The sequence below is a fragment of the Limosilactobacillus secundus genome, assembly GCF_020784695.1.
GTDB classification, from domain to species: domain Bacteria; phylum Bacillota; class Bacilli; order Lactobacillales; family Lactobacillaceae; genus Limosilactobacillus; species Limosilactobacillus reuteri_F.
This window is the reverse complement of sequence record NZ_JAJGUA010000039.1, coordinates 1-25,195: the sequence shown is the minus strand read 5'-3', so window position 1 is coordinate 25,195 and position 25,195 is coordinate 1. Positions and strand designations below refer to the sequence as shown.

General features: G+C 36.9%; 23 protein-coding genes. 12 read left to right on the top strand and 11 right to left on the bottom strand.

The features are described 5' to 3' along the window. Positions 1–5 precede the first annotated feature (5 nt). Complete coding sequence (locus LMB57_RS07080; protein WP_229271523.1) at positions 6–1,334, top strand: nucleobase:cation symporter-2 family protein; 1,329 nt, start codon at positions 6–8, stop codon at positions 1,332–1,334. Positions 1,335–1,645: 311 nt separating this feature from the next. Continuing rightward, positions 1,646–3,055 (top strand): Na+/H+ antiporter NhaC, encoded by a 1,410-nt coding sequence (nhaC, locus tag LMB57_RS07075; RefSeq protein ID WP_229271524.1) that lies wholly within the window; start codon positions 1,646–1,648, stop codon positions 3,053–3,055. A 40-nt stretch (positions 3,056–3,095) separates the two neighbouring features. Here nhaC and LMB57_RS07070 read toward each other — a convergent pair whose 3' ends face one another. Both LMB57_RS07070 and LMB57_RS07065 read right to left on the bottom strand, forming a co-directional pair. Then, a complete protein-coding gene (locus LMB57_RS07070; RefSeq protein WP_229271525.1) occupies positions 3,096–4,646 on the bottom strand; it encodes a YfcC family protein in 1,551 nt (516 codons plus the stop codon). Positions 4,647–4,959: 313 nt separating this feature from the next. Beyond that, positions 4,960–5,613 carry a histidine phosphatase family protein gene (locus tag LMB57_RS07065; RefSeq protein WP_102816351.1) on the bottom strand — a complete coding sequence of 218 codons (654 nt, stop codon included), beginning with the start codon at positions 5,611–5,613 and terminating at the stop codon, positions 4,960–4,962. 131 nt (positions 5,614–5,744) lie between these two features. On the opposite strand from LMB57_RS07065, the gene LMB57_RS07060 reads away from it, so the two are divergent. The 3 genes from LMB57_RS07060 (at position 5,745) to LMB57_RS07050 (ending at position 9,543) form a co-directional block, all read left to right on the top strand. Beyond that, positions 5,745–6,008, top strand: a complete 264-nt coding sequence (locus LMB57_RS07060; protein ID WP_229271526.1) for a hypothetical protein — start codon at positions 5,745–5,747, stop codon at positions 6,006–6,008. Between the two features lie 125 nt (positions 6,009–6,133). After that, positions 6,134–8,263: an LTA synthase family protein gene (locus LMB57_RS07055; protein ID WP_229271527.1), complete on the top strand. Its 2,130-nt coding sequence runs from the start codon at positions 6,134–6,136 to the stop codon at positions 8,261–8,263. A 158-nt stretch (positions 8,264–8,421) separates the two neighbouring features. After that, positions 8,422–9,543: a glycerol dehydrogenase gene (locus tag LMB57_RS07050; protein WP_229271528.1), complete on the top strand. Its 1,122-nt coding sequence runs from the start codon at positions 8,422–8,424 to the stop codon at positions 9,541–9,543. Positions 9,544–9,584: 41 nt separating this feature from the next. On the opposite strand, the gene LMB57_RS07045 is transcribed toward LMB57_RS07050, so the two are convergent. Both LMB57_RS07045 and LMB57_RS07040 read right to left on the bottom strand, forming a co-directional pair. Beyond that, positions 9,585–10,439 (bottom strand): alpha/beta hydrolase, encoded by an 855-nt coding sequence (locus LMB57_RS07045; RefSeq protein WP_229271529.1) that lies wholly within the window; start codon positions 10,437–10,439, stop codon positions 9,585–9,587. Between the two features lie 64 nt (positions 10,440–10,503). After that, positions 10,504–11,715 carry a D-alanyl-D-alanine carboxypeptidase family protein gene (locus tag LMB57_RS07040; RefSeq protein WP_229271530.1) on the bottom strand — a complete coding sequence of 404 codons (1,212 nt, stop codon included), beginning with the start codon at positions 11,713–11,715 and terminating at the stop codon, positions 10,504–10,506. Between the two features lie 70 nt (positions 11,716–11,785). Between LMB57_RS07040 and LMB57_RS07035 the strand changes: the two genes are divergently transcribed. Then, the gene (locus LMB57_RS07035; RefSeq protein WP_229271531.1) at positions 11,786–12,367 is read left to right on the top strand and encodes a hypothetical protein; all 582 of its coding nucleotides are present in this window, start codon (positions 11,786–11,788) and stop codon (positions 12,365–12,367) included. 198 nt (positions 12,368–12,565) lie between these two features. On the opposite strand, the gene LMB57_RS07030 is transcribed toward LMB57_RS07035, so the two are convergent. After that, positions 12,566–13,222, bottom strand: coding sequence for a L,D-transpeptidase (locus LMB57_RS07030; RefSeq protein WP_229278152.1), 657 nt, complete (start codon positions 13,220–13,222; stop codon positions 12,566–12,568). Between the two features lie 516 nt (positions 13,223–13,738). Between LMB57_RS07030 and LMB57_RS07025 the strand changes: the two genes are divergently transcribed. From LMB57_RS07025 to LMB57_RS07015, 3 genes are all read left to right on the top strand, one after another. Next, a complete protein-coding gene (locus LMB57_RS07025) occupies positions 13,739–15,124 on the top strand; it encodes a L,D-transpeptidase (protein ID WP_229271533.1) in 1,386 nt (461 codons plus the stop codon). 349 nt (positions 15,125–15,473) lie between these two features. Next, positions 15,474–16,112, top strand: a complete 639-nt coding sequence (locus LMB57_RS07020) for an NAD(P)H-hydrate epimerase (RefSeq protein WP_229271534.1) — start codon at positions 15,474–15,476, stop codon at positions 16,110–16,112. A gap of 103 nt (positions 16,113–16,215) precedes the next feature. Further along, positions 16,216–16,710, top strand: a complete 495-nt coding sequence (locus tag LMB57_RS07015) for a helix-turn-helix domain-containing protein (RefSeq protein WP_229271535.1) — start codon at positions 16,216–16,218, stop codon at positions 16,708–16,710. A gap of 123 nt (positions 16,711–16,833) precedes the next feature. On the opposite strand, the gene hisS is transcribed toward LMB57_RS07015, so the two are convergent. From hisS to LMB57_RS07000, 3 genes are all read right to left on the bottom strand, one after another. Then, positions 16,834–18,111, bottom strand: coding sequence for a histidine--tRNA ligase (gene hisS, locus LMB57_RS07010; protein ID WP_229271536.1), 1,278 nt, complete (start codon positions 18,109–18,111; stop codon positions 16,834–16,836). A gap of 326 nt (positions 18,112–18,437) precedes the next feature. After that, entirely contained in the window at positions 18,438–19,634 is a 1,197-nt protein-coding gene (locus LMB57_RS07005; protein WP_229271537.1) for an MDR family MFS transporter, read from the bottom strand. Between the two features lies 1 nt (position 19,635). Next, positions 19,636–20,256 (bottom strand): LVIS_2131 family protein, encoded by a 621-nt coding sequence (locus LMB57_RS07000; RefSeq protein WP_229271538.1) that lies wholly within the window; start codon positions 20,254–20,256, stop codon positions 19,636–19,638. Positions 20,257–20,480: 224 nt separating this feature from the next. Between LMB57_RS07000 and LMB57_RS06995 the strand changes: the two genes are divergently transcribed. Continuing rightward, the gene (locus LMB57_RS06995) at positions 20,481–20,666 is read left to right on the top strand and encodes an LBP_cg2779 family protein (RefSeq protein WP_003665077.1); all 186 of its coding nucleotides are present in this window, start codon (positions 20,481–20,483) and stop codon (positions 20,664–20,666) included. A gap of 132 nt (positions 20,667–20,798) precedes the next feature. Here LMB57_RS06995 and LMB57_RS06990 read toward each other — a convergent pair whose 3' ends face one another. Next, the gene (locus LMB57_RS06990) at positions 20,799–21,743 is read right to left on the bottom strand and encodes a LacI family DNA-binding transcriptional regulator (RefSeq protein ID WP_229271539.1); all 945 of its coding nucleotides are present in this window, start codon (positions 21,741–21,743) and stop codon (positions 20,799–20,801) included. Positions 21,744–22,168: 425 nt separating this feature from the next. Between LMB57_RS06990 and LMB57_RS06985 the strand changes: the two genes are divergently transcribed. Together LMB57_RS06985 and LMB57_RS06980 are read left to right on the top strand one after the other, a co-directional pair. Beyond that, entirely contained in the window at positions 22,169–23,878 is a 1,710-nt protein-coding gene (locus LMB57_RS06985; RefSeq protein WP_229271540.1) for a LysM peptidoglycan-binding domain-containing protein, read from the top strand. A 159-nt stretch (positions 23,879–24,037) separates the two neighbouring features. After that, the gene (locus LMB57_RS06980) at positions 24,038–24,355 is read left to right on the top strand and encodes an ArsR/SmtB family transcription factor (RefSeq protein ID WP_003665080.1); all 318 of its coding nucleotides are present in this window, start codon (positions 24,038–24,040) and stop codon (positions 24,353–24,355) included. A 103-nt stretch (positions 24,356–24,458) separates the two neighbouring features. On the opposite strand, the gene LMB57_RS06975 is transcribed toward LMB57_RS06980, so the two are convergent. Together LMB57_RS06975 and tnpA are read right to left on the bottom strand one after the other, a co-directional pair. Next, positions 24,459–24,695: a hypothetical protein gene (locus LMB57_RS06975; RefSeq protein ID WP_229271541.1), complete on the bottom strand. Its 237-nt coding sequence runs from the start codon at positions 24,693–24,695 to the stop codon at positions 24,459–24,461. A gap of 206 nt (positions 24,696–24,901) precedes the next feature. Continuing rightward, a partial coding sequence (gene tnpA, locus LMB57_RS06970) for an IS200/IS605 family transposase (protein WP_229278044.1) occupies positions 24,902–25,195 on the bottom strand: 294 nt, incomplete at its 5' end.

Here is a 25,195-nt window from a genome sequence, read left to right as displayed (position 1 = left end):
ACATTTTGAAAGAACCCGTTTCATCTATTCAAGCACCTAGTCGTCACACTAAAATCGATTTCACTCGTCAATGGCAAAATTTTGTCCTCGGTTTCCAGCACTTACTCGCAATGTATTCTGGGGATGTTCTTGTTCCATTATTAATTGGACATTACTTACATTTCTCTCCTCTGCAAATGACTTACCTGGTCTCAATCGATATTTTCATGTGTGGTGTTGCAACGCTCTTACAATTAAAGCGAACCCCATTAACTGGGATTGGTTTACCGGTTGTGCTCGGTTGTGCAGTTCAAGCTGTTACTCCTCTCGAAACAATTGGTGGAAAGCTAGGAATCACTTATATGTATGGGGCCATTATTGCAGCCGGAATCTTTGTTTTCTTAATTGCTGGCTTTTTTGCCCGCTTGAAAAAGTTTTTTCCGCCAGTTGTTACCGGATCTTTAATAACTATTATTGGATTTACCCTTGTGCCAGTAGGTTTCCAGGATTTGGGAGGAGGTACGCCAACAGCTACTTCCTTTGGAGATCCCGCTAACCTTCTTATCGGTTTTCTAACAATTGCTATTATTCTATTATTTAATGCCTTTGCTCGTGGTTTTATGAAATCAATTGCCATTTTATTAGGAATTTTAATTTCTTCTTTCATTGCGGGCGCATTAGGCTTTGTTTCTCTTAAACCGGTTAGTGAAGCTGCCTGGTTTCATGCTCCTCAGTTATTTTTCTTTGGCGTTCCCCGTTTTAACGTGAGTGCCATGATTACAATGATTCTTGTTTCACTCACGACAATGATTGAATCAACTGGGGTGTTCTTTGCCCTTAGCGATATTACAGGTCGACAATTAACAACCAAAGACTTAGAACGTGGATACCGGGCTGAAGGGATTGCTGCAATTTTAGGCGGACTTTTTAATACCTTTCCTTATTCTACTTTTTCTGAAAATGTGGGTGTCCTTAAAATGTCAGGAGTAAAAAGTCGCCAACCCGTTTACTATGCTGCCTTTTTACTCTTATTGCTTGGCCTTCTACCGAAAGTCGGTGCCCTCGCAACGGTTATTCCCGAACCTGTCCTTGGCGGTGCAATGATTGTTATGTTTGGGATGGTCGGCGTTCAAGGAGTCCAAATTCTCCATAAAGTTGATTTTTCTAATAATGCTAACCTTCTTACAGCATCTGTTTCCATCGGCTTGGGCTTAGGGATTACTATGTATCCTCAACTATTCCAACATATGCCAACTGAATTTCAAATTATCCTTGGTAACGGAATTGTTGTTACCAGTCTTTCGGCCGTTTTTCTTAACATGTTATTTAATCATCGGTCGGCTAGCCATAGTTAATTCTCATTATTTTTTAATTTAGTTATTGACATTCAAATCTAAGCACGATATTATAATTTCAACAATTATCGTTTCAGTAGATCCTTCGTTGGGCGTAAGAGAGCCGGTGGTGAGGTGCGAACCGGTCAGGCGGAGTGTTTCGAATTATCACGAGATCTGAATTGTCCGGCCATATTCAGTGCCGTTACCACCTGATATGAGTGCGCATAAGATTAATATGCGTAGGTGGGTGGTACCGCGATTAAAATAATCGTCCCGTTGATATCTTTATCAACGGGACTTTTTTATTTCTTTTCTAAGGAGGAACAACGATGAAAAGTATTCGTTTCAAAGAGGCAGTAACTCTTTTACTTATCATGTTAATAATTTTAGGAACTGCCGTGATTAAGTTTGGTTTATCACCACAGATTCCTGTCCTATTTGTCATTGCTTTGCTTATTTTTTGGGTTAAATTTCGTGGTGCTAGTTGGGATGAGATTCATAAAGGTATCCAAGAAGGAATCGGTACCGCAATCATCCCCATTTTTATCTTCATTCTTATTGGGGCATTAATTGCTGTTTGGATTCAAGCTGGAGTTATCCCTACAATTATGATTGTGGGATTTAATTTAATCAGTAGCCAATTTTTTGTCCCATCAACATTTATTGTCTGTTCTTTAGTTGGTTTATCCATTGGGAGTGGTTTTACAACTATTTCAACAATCGGCATTGCTTTATTCGGAATGGGGGTTGCACTCAATGCCAATCCTGCTTTAGTAGCGGGTGCAATCATTTCGGGAGCGGTTTTTGGTGATAAAATGTCGCCACTCTCTGATTCAACTAATCTTGCCTCGGCAATCGCCGGTAGTGACCTTTTCGCCCATATCAAGAATATGATGTGGTCAACAATTCCTTCTTTTCTTGTTTCGCTAATTCTATTCTGGTTCTTTGGTAATTCTAGTTCACATGTGAATGCCGGTAAGATTGCTCATATAATGGCTATCCTTAATCAACAATTTACGATTTCATGGTGGGCCTTATTACCAATTGCCTTAATGTTTATCTGTGCATGGCGTCATATTCCGGCTATTCCAACCTTATTTATCAATATCATCATTACAGTAATCATGATCTTCTTCCAAAAGCCAGGAACTTCTCTTCAATCTCTCGCCAAATTAATTAGTGATGGTTTTGTTGCTCACACTAGCGACGCAACTGTTAATACGCTGCTTACCCGTGGCGGGATTAGCAGTATGATGGGAACAGTTTCCCTGATCATTGTTACCCTTTCACTGGGAGGAATTTTGATGAAGTTTAACATTGTTCAGTCAGCAATGAAGCCACTCGTTGATCATCTTCATAAGCCTGGCAGTCTTATTACTGTTACCATTCTTTCTGGTATTGGAATCAATCTTTTTGTAGGAGAGCAATACCTTTCCGTTATTCTTCCGGGTAAGGCATTTAAGGGTGCATTTAATAAAATGGGCCTTTCCCCATTAGCTCTTAGTCGTGTCCTTGAAGATGGCGGAAGTGTTATTAACTACTTAATTCCGTGGGGAGTTGCTGGCTCATTTGCCGCCTCAACCCTTGGTGTACCAGTTCTTCACTTCTTACCATTCGCTTTCTTTAGTCTTTTTTCACCAGTCTTCTCAATTTTAAGTGGGGTTACAGGAATTGGGTTGAAGTGGCAAAAAGGAAAGCAACGCAATACTGCGAATGAAAATCAAATAAAAGAAGCTTAAAAAATCTGGGTTTGAGAATTTCTCTTACCCAGACTTTTTATTATCCTGCAATTAATACTTCCGTTACCAATAATCCACCACCAAAGATTAATACAAAGACAACTACCGGCCACACAAAACGCAGCCAATGAGAATACCGCATATCGAGCATTTGCAAGGTTGCCATTACTAATCCAGTCGGTGCTAAGAATAACATTGCATATTGACCAAATTGATATGCAGTAACAACCGTATATCGTGGAATATGAACTGTATCCGCCAATGGTGCTAAAATTGGCATTGCTAGCACTGCTAAACCAGATGATGATGGGACGATAAAACCTAAGACAAAGAATACTAGCATCATCACAATAATAAAAAATGATCCGTTCATATGCGCAACCATTTTTGAAGAAGCATAGAGAATCGTGTCAGAAATATAGCCATCGTTAAGCACTTTATTAATTCCTCGTGCCAAACCAATAATTAATGATACACCGACTAAACTAGCTGCTCCATCAGAAAAAGCTGTTGTCGTCTTATATTCACCCAAACCATCTTGATGTCCAAAACAAGTTAAAAACATAATAATAATAGCAATTGTCAAGAAGGCTGATGCCATATTAGGAAAAGCCCATCCTTTGGCCATTACTCCCCAAATCATAATTGGGAAAGCACAAGCAAATAAAATTAAAATGATTTTCTTTTTTAAAGTAAACCGCTGATCTTTTTCTTCGCTAGTAGTCATTCCCCACATTTGATCAAATTTAGCCCGATCATCATATGAATAAGAAAACTGGGGGTTCTGTTGTACTTTGCGTGCATACCAATGCAGATAAAATAATAAACAAGCAACTGCAATAACCAAACCAAAGATTCGTCCTGCCATTCCTTGCGTAAAAGTTGTCCCAGCAGCATTTGATGCAATTACAACTGAAAACGGATTGATTACTGAAAATGTTGTTCCAAGTGAACTTGCTAAGAAAATAGCCCCAACACAAACAATTGAATCATAACCCATTGCAATAAAAACCGGGGCTAAGATTGGATAAAAGGCAACTGCTTCTTCTTCAATCCCACATAGCGTGCCACCAAGGGCTAGTAAAACTGTCACGAGAAACACTAAAATAAATTCTTTTCCTTTAGTCTTGGTAGATAGTGCGGCTAGCCCAGATTCAAAGGCTCCACTTGCTTTAACAACACCAATCAAACCACCTAAAACTAAGATAAAAATCATAATATCAACTGATTCAATCGTACCGTCGACCATACTAGAGAAAATATCGCTGACCGAAGCCGGATGTTGTTCAAGCCGCTTATAAGTTCCTGGCACTGAAATCGGTTTATTGATTGCGCCGGATTTAAACTGGTCGACATCAATCTGAATATGCAATTTATCTAATGTTGCCTGTGTTGCCGGATAACTAATTTTTTCTCCAGTTGGTTGTGTTACTTGGAGATGGTTATTGACATATGCTAGCTTAGAATAACTTCCCGCTGGAACAATCCAAGTAAGCATTACTGCAATCACCGTTAGAAAGAATAAAATCGTAAACGCGCCTGGCATCTTTAGTTTAAACCGATGTTTTTTCTCTGCTGTTGCTTCTCCCATCTTCCTCACTCCTTAAGTCTTCTTTCTCCCTCCTGTTAATTTTAGCAAGCGTTTTCAATAAACTTCATAATAAGTCAGATTAATTCAACAAATGCATATTTATTGTTTAAAAGGAACTGTGATATAAGTTAGGTAACTTCCATAAAATACGAACAGCGCAGTACAACAATGGCCTTCAGTGTCCGGCAAAGTCGAACGCTGAAGGCCTATTGTTGCTTGCGGGGGCTCCCAGAGGCTAGCTTCGCGTCGAAAAACGAAGTCACGAGTGACTTCTGTCTCGCTCCTTTTAACATTTTCGCCTTTATTACTTAGGCTACTTATTATATTCAACAATTTCCATATCATTATCAGTCAACGTTGCGCGCGTCAGACTTCCATTTGCTGGACGCTCAGTCACATCATACTTTCCATGACCAAACCGTTCTACTAAGCTTAGAACAGTATTTCCATGACTTACCCATAAAATATTTGCGTCGTCAGGTAAATCAGCATTACGAATTAATTCAATGCCTTTATCCATTCGTTGCCAATATTCTTCATTGTTTTCGGCATCATGAAATGGGTCAGCATCCTTTAACCAGTCTTTAGCTTGTCCAATGGAATATGCTGTTACAATTTCACGGAAGTTCTTAAAGCCATGAGGAGCGCCCGCGTTGTACCAAGCAAGATCCATATTCGTTCCTTCATATGATCCATAAAACTCTTCCCGAAAATAAGGAGCAGTGACTGGATGAGCTACAGAATTAGCGTTATTAAGATTTAAAATTACTTGTGCTGTTTCCATTGCTCGGGAAAGGTCACTACAAAAAGCACCATCGAAGTGAATGTTTTGTAACTTCTCACCAGCTACCTTTGCATCTTCTTTACCCTTCATCGTTAGTGGGGAGTTGCTCCACCCCTGCAGTTTATTGTAAATATTAAAGAAAGTCTGTCCATGGCGAACAAGGTAAATATTTAATTTAGTCATAACGATCCCTCCATATTCTTATTGTACCGCTTACAAACGCTTAAAACTATTTAAGAATTAATTTTGAGCTTTAAACACATATTCTTCATATTCTCCACGTAGACTAAAAAATATAGAAGGAAGGAATTATTATGAAACTTAGAGACACTAGTCAACCAAATATTGTTGCCGCTAAGATTATTAAAGTTACTTCGAAAAACGTTACCGTAATTACTGAAGAAGGCCACCTGCTCAAGATTCCATTAACTAAACAATATCGGGAAGATAAAACTTTACGCGCATCATTAGTTGATATTTTGAAAGCAGGGATATGGATTCCAGTAAATAAAAAGCTTAAAAAATTATTTAGTTACGACTGGCTTTCTGTTCCTGCCTTGGTCCCAGCAAAGAATTAAGTTTCTTCAATGATTTCCATAAAAAGGATGTTTTATAGTAATCTATGATAAAATAATTCTTGATTTGTCGAAATTGGACTTCGATAATCTAGAACAAACCATATTGATTGCGAGGAACATTCCTAATGAAAAAATTAAGCAAATTTGTGGATACTAGGATTGGTTTTTTCACCCTCCTAGTTATCCTTTTTTGGTTAAAGACCCTGTTTGCTTACTTTACTGACTTTAAGCTTGGTGTTACGGGAATTTTTCAATACCTTATTTTAATTTTTAACCCGTTAGCAACCACCTTTTTTATTTACAGTTTAGCATTCTACTTTAAGCGTTCACGGTTCTTCTACCCAGTTATTATGGGGCTAGACATTGCGAACACATTATTACTTTATTTAAACGTCATCTATTATCGTGAATTTACCGATTTTATGACAATTGCTACGATGACAGGTTATTCAAAAGTTAATCAAGGTTTAAGTGGTAGTTCACTTGCCCTCACTAACTTTCATGATGTCTTTTACTGGTTAGATATCGTCGTAATTCTTATTTTAATGCTCTGTAAAGTTATCAAATTTGATCCCCGAGCAATTGGAACACGGTTAGCATTCGCATTTAGCTCCGTTGGTCTTGTCTTATTTGGGGTTAATTTGTCTTTTGCGGAAATGAGTCGTCCTCAATTACTTGGCCGGACATTTGATCGTTCTTACATTGTAAAATATCTTGGAATTGATACTTTTACTGGCTATGATTTAGTAAAATCGCAACATATCAATAACATGCGACAGAGTGCTACTAAACCTGAACTACTGAAAGTTAAGAAATTTACTGACAAGCACTACGCTCCGGCTAATCCACAAATGTATGGAATTGCTAAAGGACGTAACGTGATTATCATTCACCTTGAAAGTTTCCAACAATTTTTGATTAACAAGAAGATCAACGGGCAAGAAGTTACCCCATTCCTTAACTCGCTTTATAATGGCAAGGATACCTACTCGTTTGATAATTTCTTCCATCAAGTCGGTCAAGGTAAAACTAGTGATGCGGAAAACCTTTTAGAGACTAGTACATTTGGCTTGCCACAAGGATCTTTATTTGCCACACTCGGAAGCGATAATACCTTCCAAGGCGCTCCAGCTATTCTTAATCAACGTGCCGGTTACACGAGTGCAGTCCTCCATGGAAATGTTGCTAGTTTCTGGAACCGCAATAATGTATACAAAAATTTAGGCTATCAGTACTTCTTTGATGCTAGTTATTATGATACTTCTGGAGACAAAGCTACCGGATATGGACTTAAAGATAAGTTATTATTTAAAAACTCCATCAAGTATCTTCAAAGTTTACAGCAACCATTCTACGCGAAATATATCACTGTTACTAACCACTTCCCTTACACGCTTGATGATGAGGATAAAGATCCAAACTTCCAAACTACTAATACTGGGGACAGTAACGTCGATAATTACTTTGTAACTGCTCATTATCTGGATCAATCAATTCAAGAATTCTTTAATTATCTTCAAAAGACTGGTCTTGACAAGAAATCAATCATAATGATCTATGGTGACCATTATGGGATTTCAAATAGTGAGAATACTTCCTTAGCAAGTGTTCTGGGAAAGAGTGCCGATGATTGGACAGACTTCGATAACGCTCAACTTCAACGTGTGCCGCTAATGTTTGTCATCCCTGGTACGGGTCACGGAAAAGTTTATCATACCTATGGTGGGGAAGTTGATGTTCTTCCAACCCTCCTTCACTTATTAGGAATTAGCAGTAAACGCTACATTCAATTCGGAACCGATCTCTTTTCTAGCAAGCATAATCAAGTGGTTGCCTTCCGTAATCGGGATTTTGTTACGCCAACTTATACTAGTGTGGGCGGAACAATTTACAATAATAAAACTGGTAAAGAAGCTAAACTTACCAAAAAGCAGCAAGAGAAGTTAAAGAAAGATCAAGATTTTGTAAATGAGGAATTAACCCTTTCTGATTCGTTAAACGAAAAAAATCTCTTGCGGTTCTACCATCCAAAAGGGTTTAAAAATGTTAACCCAGCTGATTACAATTATTCAAATGGTCTAAAACGAGCACAGCAAATTGAGAAGAAGAAAGGAATTAAATCAACAAGTATTTACTCAGAAAATGGGGATCGTTCAACTGTAGATGACTACAGCACTGACGCCCCTGAGCAAAACCATTCTTCCACTGATTCCAACCGTATTAAGATCACTAACCCAGACGCTAATAATAAGTAGTAAAGGTACAAAATAGAATAGTAGAGTCTAGCAGAGCACTGTGTTCTACCTAGGCTCTATTTTTTTAAGTTTAAGCTAATTTCAGTCAGCTAAACTTTCTCTCCATTAATAAAAGTGATATTGTTAATCTGTACACAAAGAATAATGGAGGGATTTTTATGGTTGAAGAATTTGGCTCACCATCATCTTACATTCAAGGCAAAGGTGTTCTTTTTGAAAGTGATAAGTATCTTAAAAACTTTGGCACAAAGCCATTATTATTGGCTGGCGAAACAGTCTATAAAATTGTAGGTAAGCGTTTTGAACAATATCTTCAAGAAAGTGGTTATGATGTCACCCGTGTTCAATTTAATGGTGAATCATCCACTAACGAAGTAAACCGGGTCACAGAAATCGGTAAAGAAAATAATGTAACCGTCGTTTATGGTCTTGGTGGTGGTAAAACAGTTGATACCGCCAAAGCGATTGCCGACAATCTCCATTTACCAGTTGTAATTATGCCAACATTGGCTTCAAATGATGCTCCTTGTTCACGTCTCTCAGTAATCTATACTGATGACGGTGGATTTGACCATTATCGTTTCTACAACCAAAATCCTGACTTGGTCTTAGTTGATACTCAAGTTATCGCTAATGGCCCTGTTCGAATGTTAATTTCAGGTATTGCTGATGCTTTAGCTACCAATGTTGAAGCACAAGCAGTTGCTAAAGCTAATAGCGATACAATGCTTGGTGAAAAACAAACCCTTGTCGGAAATGCAATCGCTCAGAAGTGTGAAGAAACATTATTTAATTACTCGCACCTAGCAGTAGCTGATGCAGAAGCACATGTTGTTACACCAGCATTTGCTAATATTGTTGAGGCTAATACCTTGATGAGTGGTCTCGGTTTTGAAAGTGGTGGTTTATCTGGTGCCCATGCTATTCATGATGGCTTAACAATTTTAGAAGAGACTCATGATTTTACACACGGTGAAAAAGTCGCATACGGAACTCTTACCCAATTAATGCTTGAAGGCGCTGATCAAGAACGTTATAACAAATACTTCCAATTTATTCTTTCTTTAGGGCTGCCAACTACTCTTGCTGATTTACATTTAGAAAATGTCACTGATGAAGAATTGCTCAATGCTGGAAAAGCCGCCTGTTCAGAACAAGATACTATGGATCGTTTGCCATTTAAGGTAACTCCAGATGATGTTGCTCAAGCATTACGAGCAGTTGATGCATATACTAAACAATATTTAAATAGTCACCATTGTCATCATAGCCAAATGTAACAAAAAATCAGACGCGGAATTTTTCTGCGTCTGATTTTTTATTATTTACCCCATAAGAAATTAATCAATGCCTTATCAACTTGAGCATTATTATGAAGTTTCGAATGTTGAGCATCTTTTCCTGTTATTTTTAGAACACGGTATGATTTTGCACGAGCAGCCACTAAATATTTAAGTGACAACGAAGATGCATTATCAACAGTTCCATCTGAACGATTGCCAATATCACCAATAATATTAAGAACTGCTACTTGGCCTTTCGGATAAATTTGCCGTACTTTTGTCATTTGACGATATGTGGCATTCATTTCGTTTGGCTTCCCATCTTTATTTAATTTCATTCCAACTGGTTGCCGAATAGCAGCAGGTACCTGTTTAAAATTCAAGCCAGCAAAATGGCCTGCGATATCAACCTGTTTTTGTAATTGCGGCATATTCTGCTTTTTACCGTTTTGCAACATATAGTAAATAATCGAAATATTTCCCAGGGAATGGCCAACCATATTAATCTTAGTTATGCGATAGCGTTTCTGTAATATCTTTACAACATTTGTCGCATATTCACCGTGTTTATTAAAATCCAACTGCCTATTATTATCATAGTTTACCTCAACAATCGGATTGATGGCTCCTTTATGCATTGAACCATGAAGGGTGACTTTTCCGTTATTAGCAACATCAGCTCGCAGGACTGTGCTCGTTACCCCGGCTTTTTTAGCAGCGTTTACCATGTGCTCTTCTGCATGATAACTACTGCCTCCACCATGAAAGAATAGCGTTGGCGTTGTTGATTGGATATATTTACTGTGTTTTTGCTGCCACCAAACTGCACTACTAATTATTGCCAGGATAACAACTACTATCACTACACCAATTCCAATATGACTTTTTTTCATAATTTTCACCCGCTTTTTTACTTAGATTGTAAGCCTAAGAACAATAATGCAGTCAAAAATTATTTTAATGCAGAAGGCGTTGCCAAAAGTTTCCGCGGCGAACATCATTAGCACTGTATAAAGAGTAAGTTAACGGTTCACCATTAAGCGTTTCTAACTGATCACTCGTTATCCTTAAACTGCCAACACGTTCACCTTTCCAGATGGGTGCTTCTAGTTTTTTCTTTTTATATTGTGTTCCAATCGTATAGTTCGTTTTTGTATCGTACGGACTCCAGATAGTTACATGTTGTGGCGTGAGTTTCATTGTTTTTTCAACCCCATTAGCTACTTTACGTGTTGTCACTGATGATGGAACTTTTATTTTTTGTAAATGATCCTCTGTTTTAAGGATCTTATATAAATTCTGAGTAGCCTTAAATCGATTATCTTTATTGCTCCCTTTTGAATGTAAGATAACAGTAATAATGCGATGGCCCTGGTACTTACCTGTACTTGCAAAACAAGCTCCCGCACTGTCAGAGGTTCCCGTCTTCAGTCCGTCAATCGTTACCCCTTTTACAGCATACTGCTCTCCCGGTAACATCTTATTAAGATTTTTTTCAGTCTTAACTTGATCTTTTGCTATTTGAAATTTTACTTCTTTTTGTGCTGTAATTTGCAAAAGTTCAGGATAATGTTTTACAAAGTATTGCGATAAAATGGCAACATCCCGTGCACTCATCGTATTAGCAGCATTATTAGGAAGGTCAGCTAACTTAAAACTTTTCATATCTCCATTATCTAATCCGACCGAATTAACAATGTTTGTCTTAGTCATTCCAATTTTTTTGGCTTTTTGCATCATTTTAAGATTAAATTCATCGGTTCCATCCCCGGTAGCTGTTGCAAGTGCGACAGTAGCCCCATCAGCTGACTTTACAAGGGCTGCATTGATTAATGTCCGAACTGAATAAGAGTGACCAGATTTTAATCCGATTGAAGAATAAGCAGCATCATTAGAAATAGCCGCAATTTCAGGAGTTATTTTTACTTGAGTATCCCACGAAAGTTGCTTCTGTTGGATTTCATCTTCTATTACTAAAATGGTTAATAATTTTGTAATTGAGGCTACCGGAAGAGCCTTATCTACATTTTGCTTATAGATAATTTGCCCTGTTGAAGCATCAGCCATGATCGCTGCAGAAGCATCAATTCGATTATTTGCTAATACGGATTGACTTCCCACCATTAGCATCATGAATAGAGATAAAATAAAAACTGTCAATTTTTTCATAAAATCTATTCTCCTATTTTCTTCAAGTACGGTAAGATAAACTTAATAATAAATAATAAAGGAATTCATTATGAATAAAGAACTTAAATCTCTGCTTTTCATCTCAACTGGTCTATTCCTTATTTTTGTTCTAATTTTTAATCTTTGTATATATAATGCTGCTAGTTTTATTCCCCAGGCTAGCAAAACAAGTCAAATTCTTAACCAAAATCGGCTTCGTACCCCTAATATTCACCGTTCCTCTGAAAATTGGACATACCCCAAGATCGATAACACTCCTATTGAATTGGTCGCTATCAAGCAAGCAAAAAGAATTCTAGTTATCAACTCAAATAAGCGACAAGTTATTTACATTATCCACGCACAGATTAATCTACCAGCACAAAAAAATCCTTTCCGCTTACTTCATGCTCAAGGGCAGCAAATTTATCATATTAATGGTTCTCAGCAAGCTATCGCTAAGAATTGGTTAGGAGTGACTAACGGGAACTACATTGAAACACCCGTTACAGATATGAATAATCATCAGGCCTCACGCAACCTACGAAAAGCATCTAAAATTGAAAATACTATCCAGGTGTCAACCCCCGATGCTAAATGGCTTCAAACTTTGCCTGAAAACACACTCTTAATAGTTAAGGAGGACTATTAATATGATTTCACGCCTAAAACATGGACATTTTTTTAATCACTTACTTGGAAGTAATTTTATTTTGCTAATTATAATTAGCTTTTATAATCTTCTTACATACTTCATCCCATTAATCAAAATTTCAATCACTCAAATAATTTTCTTCTTTCTAATAATTGATCTACTCTTGATTACCTTTAAGATTTTAGCGCTACACAATTAGCCAACAATCTCAACCTTAGTACCGACTGGCAAATTCTTTTCCATCCATTGAGCGTCTGGCACCGAAAGCCGAATACATCCGTGTGAACCCTGCGTTTTTCCAAGTTTAGCAGCTTCTTGTTCATTATATTTTCCGTCCGCTTTAGTCGGAACACTATGGAACAAGTATTCTCCATGATTCTTCCAAGAAACGTAGTAATTAGCTCCCTCTTTCAACGATTGATTAAAAAAGCTATCTCCTCGCTCTTGTTGAGCATAAAATGTTCCTGTCGGGGTCGCACTTTTCAGCTTACCAGTTTTAGGATCTTTTTTATAAATTCCACCTGTGCTATACATTGTATAAATAACTTTTGAACCATCATACAAATATGTCCGATTATTTTTTAAGTCAACTTTAATCCAGAAGTCCTTCACTTTATTTAAATCTGGATACGGAACTGTTTCCGATGACTTATGCCAATCAATTGGGGTTCGCATATGACTTTCACTATTATCGAGTTCCTTTTCTTGTGTTGGTTTTTCTTTTACTTGCGATTCAACTACTGCTTTTTGGGGATGGGCATTCGAAGTAGCACGTAATTCTGGACCAATTGCAATTATTGCTACTAATAAGCAAAATATTCCATAAATCCAATGCTTTACTCGTAAGTTCAAATTAATTTCTCCTTTACAGATAATTCAAAACATCACTATTATAATTATAGGGAATTTTTTATTCAATATACTTTAAAAAAGGTGTACAAAATGCGAGATAATCTTAAAGTTTCATACTTAACTGCTATCTTTTTCTTTATTGTTGCTATCATTTATGCAAATCTTGCGTAATAATCGTGAGGATTCTATTATGACATCAATTTTTTCATTCATATCAAATATTTGGTCGTATACCATCAACCATAAATGGTCAAAGGATATTTTACGAGCCAACATCCTTTTTATTCTTTTAGTTATTATTTATGATCTTTTTCACTTTTCATTAAAAATAATTAATTGGCGGGTCTTCTTCAAAGTATTTCTGCTATTAAATATTTGTTTATTTTTTAAGTTTCTTTTAGATGGTATTGATCGTTATTTAAGAACACTGTAACTTTATAAATTCTTTATTGAGTTATCACTTTTCCATGCTAAGATAGGAACGTAATTATTTATTTTCGATTTGAGGAAGGTACAATGCATTCATATATTAAATACTGGATAGCAGGAATAGGAGCATTATTAATTATAATGATTGCGGGGATGACTGTTCACCAGAAAAATCATTTCAATAAAAACGTAACCATCAATAACGTTGCCGTTGGGGGACTAACAGCCAAGCAAGCTTTTGATAAGGTAAAGGGGACCTCAGGAGCAACCAAGGTATATGTTGACAATAAGCTAGTTTACCAAACTAAATCCATGAAGGCTAATTTTAGCAATAATGATGAACAAAAATTTAATCAAGCACTAAAAAAGCAGTTTACATTTTTTCCATCACATCAAGCAAGAAACTTATCAATAAAGCCAGATAACTTTGATCAAGATTCGCTTAATATTGCTAAAAACAAATTAACTAACAAGATACATCAGCTCAACACAGGTCGTAAAGCTCCCGTTGATGCTTACGCAATCTACCAAAATGAGAAAATTTCTATAGTTCCTGCAGTTAAGGGTAATAAATATGATTTACAAAATGCTGTTAATCAACTAAATAATCAAGCAGGAAGTACTAAAATTAACATTACTTTACATAAGGAACAGCCGATTACCGCAAATAGTAAAATTGTTAAAAACGAGGAAAAACAGTTAAGTAAGCTAAAAGGGAAGAAAGTTACTTACCTTGTTCAAAATGAAAAGTATAGCCTCACTACCAATCAAATTATTACCCGGGCAACTTATCAAAACGGCAAGTATCATTTCGACACCACAGCCTTAAATAAACAAGTAAAGAAAATCAATGAAAAACATGCAACTCTTGATAAACCATTTAAATTTAAAACCCATTCTGGAGCAGAAATTACCACTACAGCTAATGGTTCCTATGGTTGGAAAATTAGCGAGAAAAAAGCTGGTAATTCATTAACTAAAGCAATTATCGATGGTCGTCAAGAAGTTGATGGCAAACACGATATTGAAGGGAAAGGCTATAACACTGCTGGACTCGGCTACAATGTTACATCCAATAATGGTATTGGCGACACTTATGCTGAGGTTTCATTAGCTGACCAACGAGCTTATTTCTACAAAGATGGTAAATGTGTCCTTGAAACAGATATCGTTAGCGGAACTAATAATGAAGGCAACAAAACGCCAAAGGGAGTCTGGTATATCATGTACCAACAAAGTCCTTCCGTTCTCCGTGGTCAAAACGATGATGGATCAAGTTATGCAAGTAAAGTTAATTATTGGTCGCCGTTTACTTTAACAGGATGTGGCTTCCACGATGCAAGTTGGCGTCACAATTGGTCTAAGACTGCTTACCTAAGCGATGGTTCGCACGGTTGTATTAATATGCAACCAAGTGTGGCTGGTCAAGCCTTCCATGAGTTAAAGCAAAATGAACCCGTTATTATTTATTAATACTCTAAAGGGAGCGAGACAGAAGTCACTTGTGACTTCGTTTTTCGACGCGAAGCTAGCCTCTGGGAGCCCCCGCAAGCAACAATAGGCCTCTAACGTTCGGTTTTTGCCGGACATTAGAGGCCATTGTTGTACTGCGTATTTGCTTTTTATAAAAGTAACTTAACTTATGTCACAGTCCCTATTATTTTAAGTAAAATATTTAACCGGAGTGTGGCGAAAAACTCACAAGCTAGCTTACTTTTTATTCTCTTAATTAATATATACGTAAAAAAATTCTCCTTTGCATCTCATGATTCTAAAATAGTGGTACATTAAAAATGTATCTTAATCTTAGGAGGCTTAGATTATGACTGACAAAATTGTTACTGCAGAAGAAATGCGATATTACGATTCTTACACCATTAATACAATCGGTATCCCTTCCCTTGTGTTAATGGAACGAGCTTCATTAGCCGTTCGCGATGAAATTTTACATGCTTTTCCAATTGCACTAAAAGATGTGGTAGTAGTTGCTGGTAGTGGAAATAATGGCGGGGATGGAATAGCCATTGCACGTTTGCTGCATATTGCTGGTGTCCATGTAACAATCCTCAACATCGGTAATCCTAAACATGCATCTGCTGAACACCAAACACAAGAAAAAATCGCTCAATATTATCAAATTCCCGAAACCGCTGATCTCGCTGTCCTTAATAAGGCAACATTAATTGTCGATGCCATGTTTGGAATCGGAATCGATCGTGCAGTAAAAGGAACTTATGCTGATGCGATTAATGCGATTAATAAAACTAATGCGGTTGTCATTGCGGTAGATATGCCATCAGGAGTTAATACTGATACTGGAGAAGTAATGGGAACTGCTGTCAGAGCTACTACAACCGTAACTTTTGCCTATAATAAAGTTGGCTTAACCAAGAATGACGGAAAAGATTACGCAGGAAATGTTGTCGTCGCAAATGATATGGGAACCTATGCAGTAGACTGATTGGAATATTATTTACCGAGCCGTTTTACTATTAATCACTTAATATTAATATTATTATAATAAGTGACGAACGTTTCAGTGAACTAATTTGGAGGTAAATAATATGTCAGAGTTAACAACCAAATTATTTATAGATGTTAAAAATTTTGAAAAATACCAATCAATGTTGAAGTGCCAAGTACACATTGAAGAAGAACGTCATGGTGATTATTGCTTACCAGGTTTTCCTGATCGTCACAATTTTCACCGTCTTCTCCGGATTTTACGTAAACATGATGACGGTTTAACTAGCAAACAACTAATTTACGACTTCGATTACCGGCCAAGTGACCTTGAAGATGCTACTAAAGCATTAGTAACAAACAACTTGGCAACTACCACCCCAATTAACGAGGAGGACTACAAAATTCAACTTAACACAGAAGGTATCGAAGTTGCTGATAATCTGCTAAAGCGTCGAGACAAAATTGCTGAAGCTGCTTACCACACATTGAGTGAAAATGAACAACGAGAATTAGATCGCCTTGTAAACAAGCTAATAGAGGATTATGCAACCCGCGATGTAAATTATAACGCCCTTGGAAATATTTGCCGTTAAAATAATATCCTATTCAAAAAAGGCAGAGGCTAAGAGAACTTTTCTATGATCTCTTAGTTTCTGCCTTTTTTAGTGGCGGCTAGCCTTATTAAGAAAGTACTTTCCCGCTCGCTTTTATTTTAGTTATTTCAAATATTCTGCTGGATTTGCTACAAAATCGCTAACTTTAATAGTTGTTGCATCCTTAGTAGCAGCATTCTTTAATTGGAAAGTTCCTTCTTCAACTTCACGAGCGCCAAACACTGCAAAATATTTTGCATTACGACGGAAAGCTTCTTTGATCTGCTTACCAACTTTTACTCCACTGTAATCTTTATCAGCCACAATTCCTTGCTGACGAATTTTACTGAGGACTTCAAATGCCATTTCATCCCCCTGCTGATCAGCACTAGCGAAGAAGACATCTAGTTGATCTTGAGGAGCAAATGCAGGATTTTCTTCTTGGAGTAAGAGCATTAACCGTTCGACACCCATTCCGAAGCCAATTCCACCTTCTTCAGGACCACCAAGCTGGCTAATCAAACCATTATAACGGCCCCCTGCACAAACAGTTGTGTAACCCCCACCAAATACTGGTGAGTCTGACATAATTTCAAAAATAGTATGGTTATAGTAATCTAATCCCCGCACCATATTAGTGTCAATTTCAAAGTCAATTCCTAATTTATTTAATAGTGCCTGCACTTCGTCAAAGTAAGCTTGGGACTCTTCATCAAGATAATCAAGGATTGATGGTGCTTCCGCAACAATCTTCTTATCACCTTCATCCTTACTATCAAGCACACGCAATGGATTCTTATATAAACGTTCTTGAGAGTCTTTACTCAATTCATCATAGTGAGGCTTCAAATAGTTAATTAATGCTTCACGGTAATCTTCACGAACTTTCTTATCCCCAAGGGTATTAATAACTAATTTAACATTTGGTACCCCAAACTTCTTAAAGAGAGCCATTGCCATTGAAATAACTTCCACATCAATCTGTGGTGACTCATTGTTTAATGCCTCAACTCCAATTTGGTGGAATTCACGTTGTCGCCCTGATTGTGGTCGTTCATACCGAAACATTGGTCCCATGTAATAAACTTTATAAGGTTTAGGATATTCTGGACCATAGAGCTTATTTTCTACATAAGCCCGTACTACTCCAGCTGTCCCCTCTGGACGCAATGCAATATGACGATCACCCTTATCATGGAAATCGTACATTTCTTTTTCAACAATATCTGAAGTATCACCCACATTCCGTGAAAAAACATGATAGTCTTCAAACATCGGTGTTCGAATTCCACGGTATCCAAACTGGTTAAAAACTTCGTGCGCATTTTGTTCTACTTTTTCCCAAATGCTTGTAGTTCCTGGTAAGATATCTGCAGTTCCCTTTGGCTTTTGATAATCCATTAACTGTGTTTCCCCTTTCGTTACGTATAAAAACAAAAGCCCTCTAAGACCTTAACAGCCTTAGAGGGCGATATTCATCACTGTTCCACCTCTATTTCACAGTAACCTCACAGCCACTGCCTCATGGAGTTGCGTTAACTCCTGACGATAACGGAATCACCGGAACAGACTACTAAAATTCATCCTTTCAGCTAGTAGAGGTGGATCATGTCTGCTCCCAGCTCTCAGTTCAACTGGATCTCTGTCAATTACACAGGCACTTTGTTTCTACATCAATGCTTTTATAATACATTAGTGATTTTACCATAGCTTACAGATTTTGGGTATCATTTATCTAAATTAAGCCGTCGCTGAACTCGGTGTAAATACCATAAATAAAGACAGATAATAATCAAAGTACCGGTCATTAGACAAAAGACTGAAATAAATAAAAATTGATAACTTCCCTTTTCAATGACAAATCCACCATACAATGGACCAATTGCCCGTCCAACCGACATCATAATATTAAGCAATCCTTGGTAATGCCCAGCTTCATCGACATTAGTCAGTTGGGCAATCCAAGCAGGTAGGCCAGCAAAACTGGTCATTTCACCAATTGTTAAGATTACAAAATCAATAACAAATGCTGTCAAAGTCCGAGCAAAAATTAACAAGAGGAAAGATAGGGCAAAAATAAAGATTCCCACAATAATTTGCGTTGATAAACGAACATAGGGACTTAATTTATTAACGAGTGGTTGTCCGATAATAATTAATACCCCATTTAATGTCCATAACATACTATAAGCGTAAAATGGAATTCCCATATTTGTCATATGGACTGCCATTACACTTTCCCATAAGGAATAACTTAAATGAACCGTAATATAGTTTATGAGAATAAACCAAACCAAGATGATCCATCGCGAATGTAATTGGCGGGAAACATGATAGTGTTCCTGTATCTCTGAATTATTTTTAATTGCATCTACGGCCACGTTAAACGTTAAAACTACTACTAGCATTAACAAAGCATAAAAGATTGTTGCTACAGCAAAAACTACTACTACACTAATCGGTAAAAGAACGCCCACTAGCAACGTTCCAATTACAACTCCGATATTAAAGGCCATATAAATATAATTAAAAACATAACGGGAAGAATGATCACTAATCAACGTCCCATAAGAATTAATAATCGTAGCATTGATTCCATCTCCAAAGCTATTAATCGTAATTAGGACAGCATACCATGGCCAACCATGAATAAAGATCAATAAGAATATTGCTAATGTTGAGAGGCTAACTCCTAAAATAGCTGTTTGATATTGTTTCCAATGATCAAACAACCATCCTCCTAAATAATTTCCCATCATCATGGCAATTGACATTATCAACATTACAAACCCAGCAGTTGTCAAAGTTTGCCCAAGGTAATTATGAAGGTACATAGTTGTAAGCGGCCATAAAAAAGCTGCCCCAGTGTTGTTCAACAAACTTGTAAGGGCAACCCATTTTAATTTTACTGTTTGCTGGTCCATTTTAACGTTCAGCTACCATATCAGAGGAAGGTACACGTAAGAGTGTATAGGTTACAGCACTATGATTTGCTTTGAACCCTAAACCATTAATAACAGTATTTTTATACTTTACATCCATTACCGCTGCAAAAGCATGTCCTGTCTTGGCATCCTCTTTTTCTAATTCCTTTTTATCCCATGGCAAAGCACTCGCATCTAAGGTAACTATCCGTGACCCATCAGCAACCGATCCATACCGTGAATTTGTTGTGTATTTATCATTTCCAGCCCAGTACGTATATGACACAATTGGGTGCTTCCCGCTTTTACTACGAGTCGCTAAAACATAATAGAAATCATCGGACTCATTTCCCATTTGAAGTGGGCGATAGGTAATTGAAGTCTGTGTTTGTTGATGATTATTAATGTCAACTGGACGGAAAAATGTGAGATATGACATCCCCCCGAGCCAACATAGCGAGACAACTAATAAGATCACATAACGGATCACTAAATTTAATTTAAATACTTTTTTTGTCTTCGCAATCAACATTAATTGTTTAACACGAATATAGTGGATTACATAACAAAAAAAGACAATTGCACATATCCACGATAGCCATCCTAGCCAATTCCAACTCATAATTTTCAATACTCCATTCTCTAAATTATTTATTATGATTATCACACAAATTGATTCACTTGTCGTTAAATCTTAATAACAAACGAATAAATTTAATAAAATAACTACAAGGATAAGTTCAAACTGTGCTAAACTAATTTTTGGTAACAAACTGTGTCTTGATTTAGAATAAGAGATAAGGTTAGTATTATTTAATAATATACCTACTAAGGAGGAATGTTTTCATGGACAATTTGAGTGAGCTTGCTCAAGAATTGATTAACTTTGAGCGCGAAAATGACTTAAATGATAATGAAGTTGCTTTCGGCAGTCATTTATCTGTTGAACGAATTCACGAAATTAAATCATCCAATACTCCAGTAACTTCAGAAGAAGTCGAATTGCTTCAACGGTTCATGCAAAGTAAGTAACATTACCATTCATACCATTTGAAGCAAAATCAAAGCTAAATATTTTCTAAAGCAGAACTAATAATCTTTCTCTGCTCTAATCTAAAAAGGACCTAGAAGAAAACATTACTTTCTTCTAGGTCCTTTTTCTGCTTATTTTGGTTGATAAAATTCAACCGGAACAAGTTTAGTTTCTATCTTTTCATGAGGTGTTTCTATTCGCTTCATTAAAGTTTCAATTAATTCTTGGGCTAACAATGGAATTGGTTGGATTATCGTTGGAAGGTAAGGCGCTATTTTCCGAATTAATCGCGAACCATCATAACCTGTAATAAAAAAGTCTTTATTTATTTGCTTTCCTGCCTGAGAGTAAAGATTGCTAATCGTTAATGCTTGAACATCATTAGAAGCCAACACTCCATCATAATTACCAGGGAACGTAGCCTCAAGATCCAAATGTTGGATAGCTAAAGGTTCAAAATCTCGTTTCTGTTTATTCAAAAAATCGAGTGCTCCCTGAATTCGATTGATGGTAGGTGAAACAGACGTATCTTCATCCACAATTACCGCCAAGTGTTTTACATCATGTTCTACTAAATACTTCGCTGCTAATTCACCCCCGTGGTAACTATCAGCTGCAACAATCGGAATATTATCGGCAAGATATCGATCAAAAGAAACAATTGGAGCAGTAAGTTGGTGATATTCCTCTATTCCCAGATTATGAGAACCCGAAATAATCCCATCTACTTGATTTGCCATCAACATATTTAAGTATTCATGCTCTATTTCCGGATTTTGTGCCGATGATGCAATAATTGTTTTATAACCCTTTTTAAATAATTCGTGTTCAAGCTCATTTGCTAATTCTGCAAAAAATGGATTAATTAAATTAGGAAAAATCAAGCCAACAAACTTAGATGGTTTCCCCTGCATCGCCCGTGCCAAGGCATTGGGTTGGTAATTCAACTCTCGCATCGCCGCATGGACCTTGTCAATCGTCTTTTGACTTAAAGAACCATAATTATTTATTACTCTTGAAACAGTAGTTACTGAGACCCCGGCTAATTGAGCAACATCTTTTAACTTAGCAACCATTCTAAAACTCCTTGATTAATTTCGTTTAAGTTATTCCATTATTATAGCTCACCACATTTAAACAATCGACGGTTACTTTAAATATAGTTTTAATCGCTATTTTTACAAAATGGGTTCTATTACATATGTTTAATTTATCATTTATCTAAAAATATTTTTCATTTGATAAAATACGCTTTGTGAAGATGATAATTATTGATTTTATAATATTTTCTCCCCAGTTTTAAAGGATTTCCTTTACTTTTTACCTTCAAAGTTAAATTGACGCTAAAGAGAATTAATGCTAGTTTATAGGTAGTTGAATCTTTAGAACTTCTTAAACTTTTGGACCTTTTTGATATTATTTTAATTTATGAAATGCTTAATAAGCCACTTTTAGGAGTAATGTTTAGGAATTTCAAATATAACTTAAGGAGTCACTGCCAATGAATCGTCAATCTAATAATGATCCATCAACCCATTTTAAAATGTACAAAAGCGGAAAAAAATGGGTCTTCGCTGGATTAACTGCTGTTACCTTATTAACTGCTAGCGGCGCTGTTGCTCATGCGGATGATGCTTCAGTTTCTTCTGCAGAACCTGCCGCTACTACTAATGCCAACACACAAAATAATACAAATAGCACAGCTGATTCTTCTGCTGTCGCTCAAAGCACAGCAAATAGCGCCTCAACAGAAAATAATGCTGCTTCTAATGCCAGCCAAACTGTTGCTAGCCAAACCGCAGCTGATTCAGCTTCAGCACAGTCTGCTGAAGCTAAACAAGCTACTCCTGCTGCTCCAAAGGCTGCTAGTGCCGTTGCTGCACCGCAAGAGAACTCCACAACGAATTTAAGTACTCTCCATTTCAGTAATAACGCTTCACAACAAGCATTCATCCAAAGTGTTGCTCCTGGTGCAATCCAAGGATGGAATGAATACAAAGTTCTTCCTTCAATTACGGTTGCCCAGGCTATCGTTGAAAGCGGTTGGGGCCGTTCAGCCTTATCAACCCAAGCCCATAACTTATTTGGAATTAAGGGTTCCTATAATGGAAATTCAGTTGTAATGCGTACACGGGAAGTTTATGGTGGCCGGAGCGTTTACGTTAACGCCAATTTCCGGGCCTACGCTAACAACTCCGAATCAGTTACTGATCATGGTCGTTTTCTCAACGTAAATAGTCGTTATCGGAACTTACTTGGCGACACTAACTATGCATCTGTTGCAAATAAGCTTCGTCAAGACGGCTATGCTACTGATCCAAGCTATGCTAGTACCTTAATTCGTTTTGTTCAGACATATAACTTAAACCAGTTAGATGCCGTTGCACTTTCTGGGAAAGTTGTTACGAATAAGCAAACTGAAAGTGCTCAAACTCCAGAAACTAATGTAACTGTTTCTAATACCAGTTACTATACTGTTAAGGGCGGGGACACATTATCACGCATTGCCGGACAATTTAATACGACTGTGAATAACCTCGCTGCCTTAAACGATATCCACAATGTTAACCGCATTTATGTTGGTCAACGGCTCTTGGTTCGTCAACCTGCTAAACAACAGCAACAAACAAACTCTAAGCAAAATGAAACTAATACTACAACCAATAGTAATACATACACAGTTAAAAGTGGTGACACCCTTTCAGGAATCGCTGGTAAGTTTAACACCACTTATACTCAATTAGCTCAGCTCAATCATATTAGTAATCCTAACATGATTCATGTAGGTCAAGTATTAACGCTTCATCAAAAAACTATAGCTCAAAATACTACTACTCACCACCAAGAAAGCCAGCAAAATAAACAAGTTACTATTAATGCTAATGGCACATACACAGTTAAAAGTGGTGATACCCTTTCACAAATTGCCGCTCGTTTTAACACTACCACATCTGCATTAGCTTCAACCAACCACATTAGTAACCCTAATTTAATTGAGGTTGGTCAACAATTACGGATTAACAATAGTGCTAGTGTTCAAAGAAGCACCTCACACTATTCCACTACCAATCACGGAAACTACGTGGTTCAAAGCGGTGACTCACTATCAAAGATTGCTGCCTACCACGGATTAAACTGGCGGTCAATTGCAGCTAAGAATAATATTCAAAGTCCATACACAATCTTTGTGGGACAACGTTTATCACTGTAATTAATTTTAAATAATTATACGTTACATAGTAAGAAGTATAATGAAAGCTATACTTCTTGCTTTTTTGTTTTAAAAAAATTCTTTTCTGTTCTAGAATAAAGGTAGGCAGTTTATTATTAATATTCACTAAATTACTATTAGGGAGTTTATAGAAAGTAAGTGATATTTATTGTGGTAGACCGTTGGACAACAGATATTCCAAATGTTAATAAAATCAGTCAATTATTTAAATTACTAGGGAATCCTAAAAGGTTACAATTATTATATTTGCTGATTCAACATTCGATGAGCGTTTCAGAAATTAGTATGAAGTTGAACTGGGAACAATCGGGGGTTTCTCACCAGCTGCAACTATTGAGAAAATATAATTTAGTTCAACAACGGCGAGAAGGAAAAACCGTTATCTATCATTTAGAGGATCCACAGGTAATGACCTTGATCGCTGATGTATTAAGTCATGCAGAAAAAATCATCTAATAGTTTAGTGAATATTCTTTGGGATCCCCCCTTGAAATAAAAGAAAGGCGTTTAGAACTCATCCTAAGTCAAACTTAGACGATGACTTCTAAACGTCTTTTCGCTAGTTAACAAATTTAATTTCTAATCGTTCATTTTCCAAAACTCCTTTTACAATTAATGACTTACCATCATAGAATTGCCGCTTATCTAACCAGAATCCAAGATGTGCGTGGCTATAAAATTTAAAATTATACCGCACTGCATTATTCGTTTTACTAACTCGCAATACACCTTGTGAGCCATCTGAACAAGTAATATTTTGTGATTGATTAGTATTATGAACATAAATTACCGTCACTCTCCTCACCTCCATTTTCATTATATCATTTTTTCGGAGCGCCTAAAATATTTTTTAAAAATCATAACCACCCGTCAAACGGGTGGTTTGCACATCGGCTATAAGCCGATAATAAAAGCCGGCGTCTCAAGGCGCTGGCTTTCGCTTTGCTCAAGCCAAAATGCTCTGACTACTTTGCCACCGCTTTAAGCGGTGTTTGTACTACTTCACTTACCCTTAAAAGGGTCCGAATATTCCACACTTGTTAGCTTATCCATTGCTATATCATGTTTCTCTTGATCTCGGATATACTTCTTTATCGTGGATTCATTCAATCCAACTGTACTTACGTAGTAGCCTTCAGCCCAAAAATGTCGGTTCCCATATTTGTATTTTAAGTTTGCATGTCGATCAAACATCATTAATGCACTTTTCCCTTTTAAGTATCCCATAAACTGCGATACACTTAGCTTCGGCGGAATACTTACTAACAAGTGCACATGATCTGGCATCATATGACC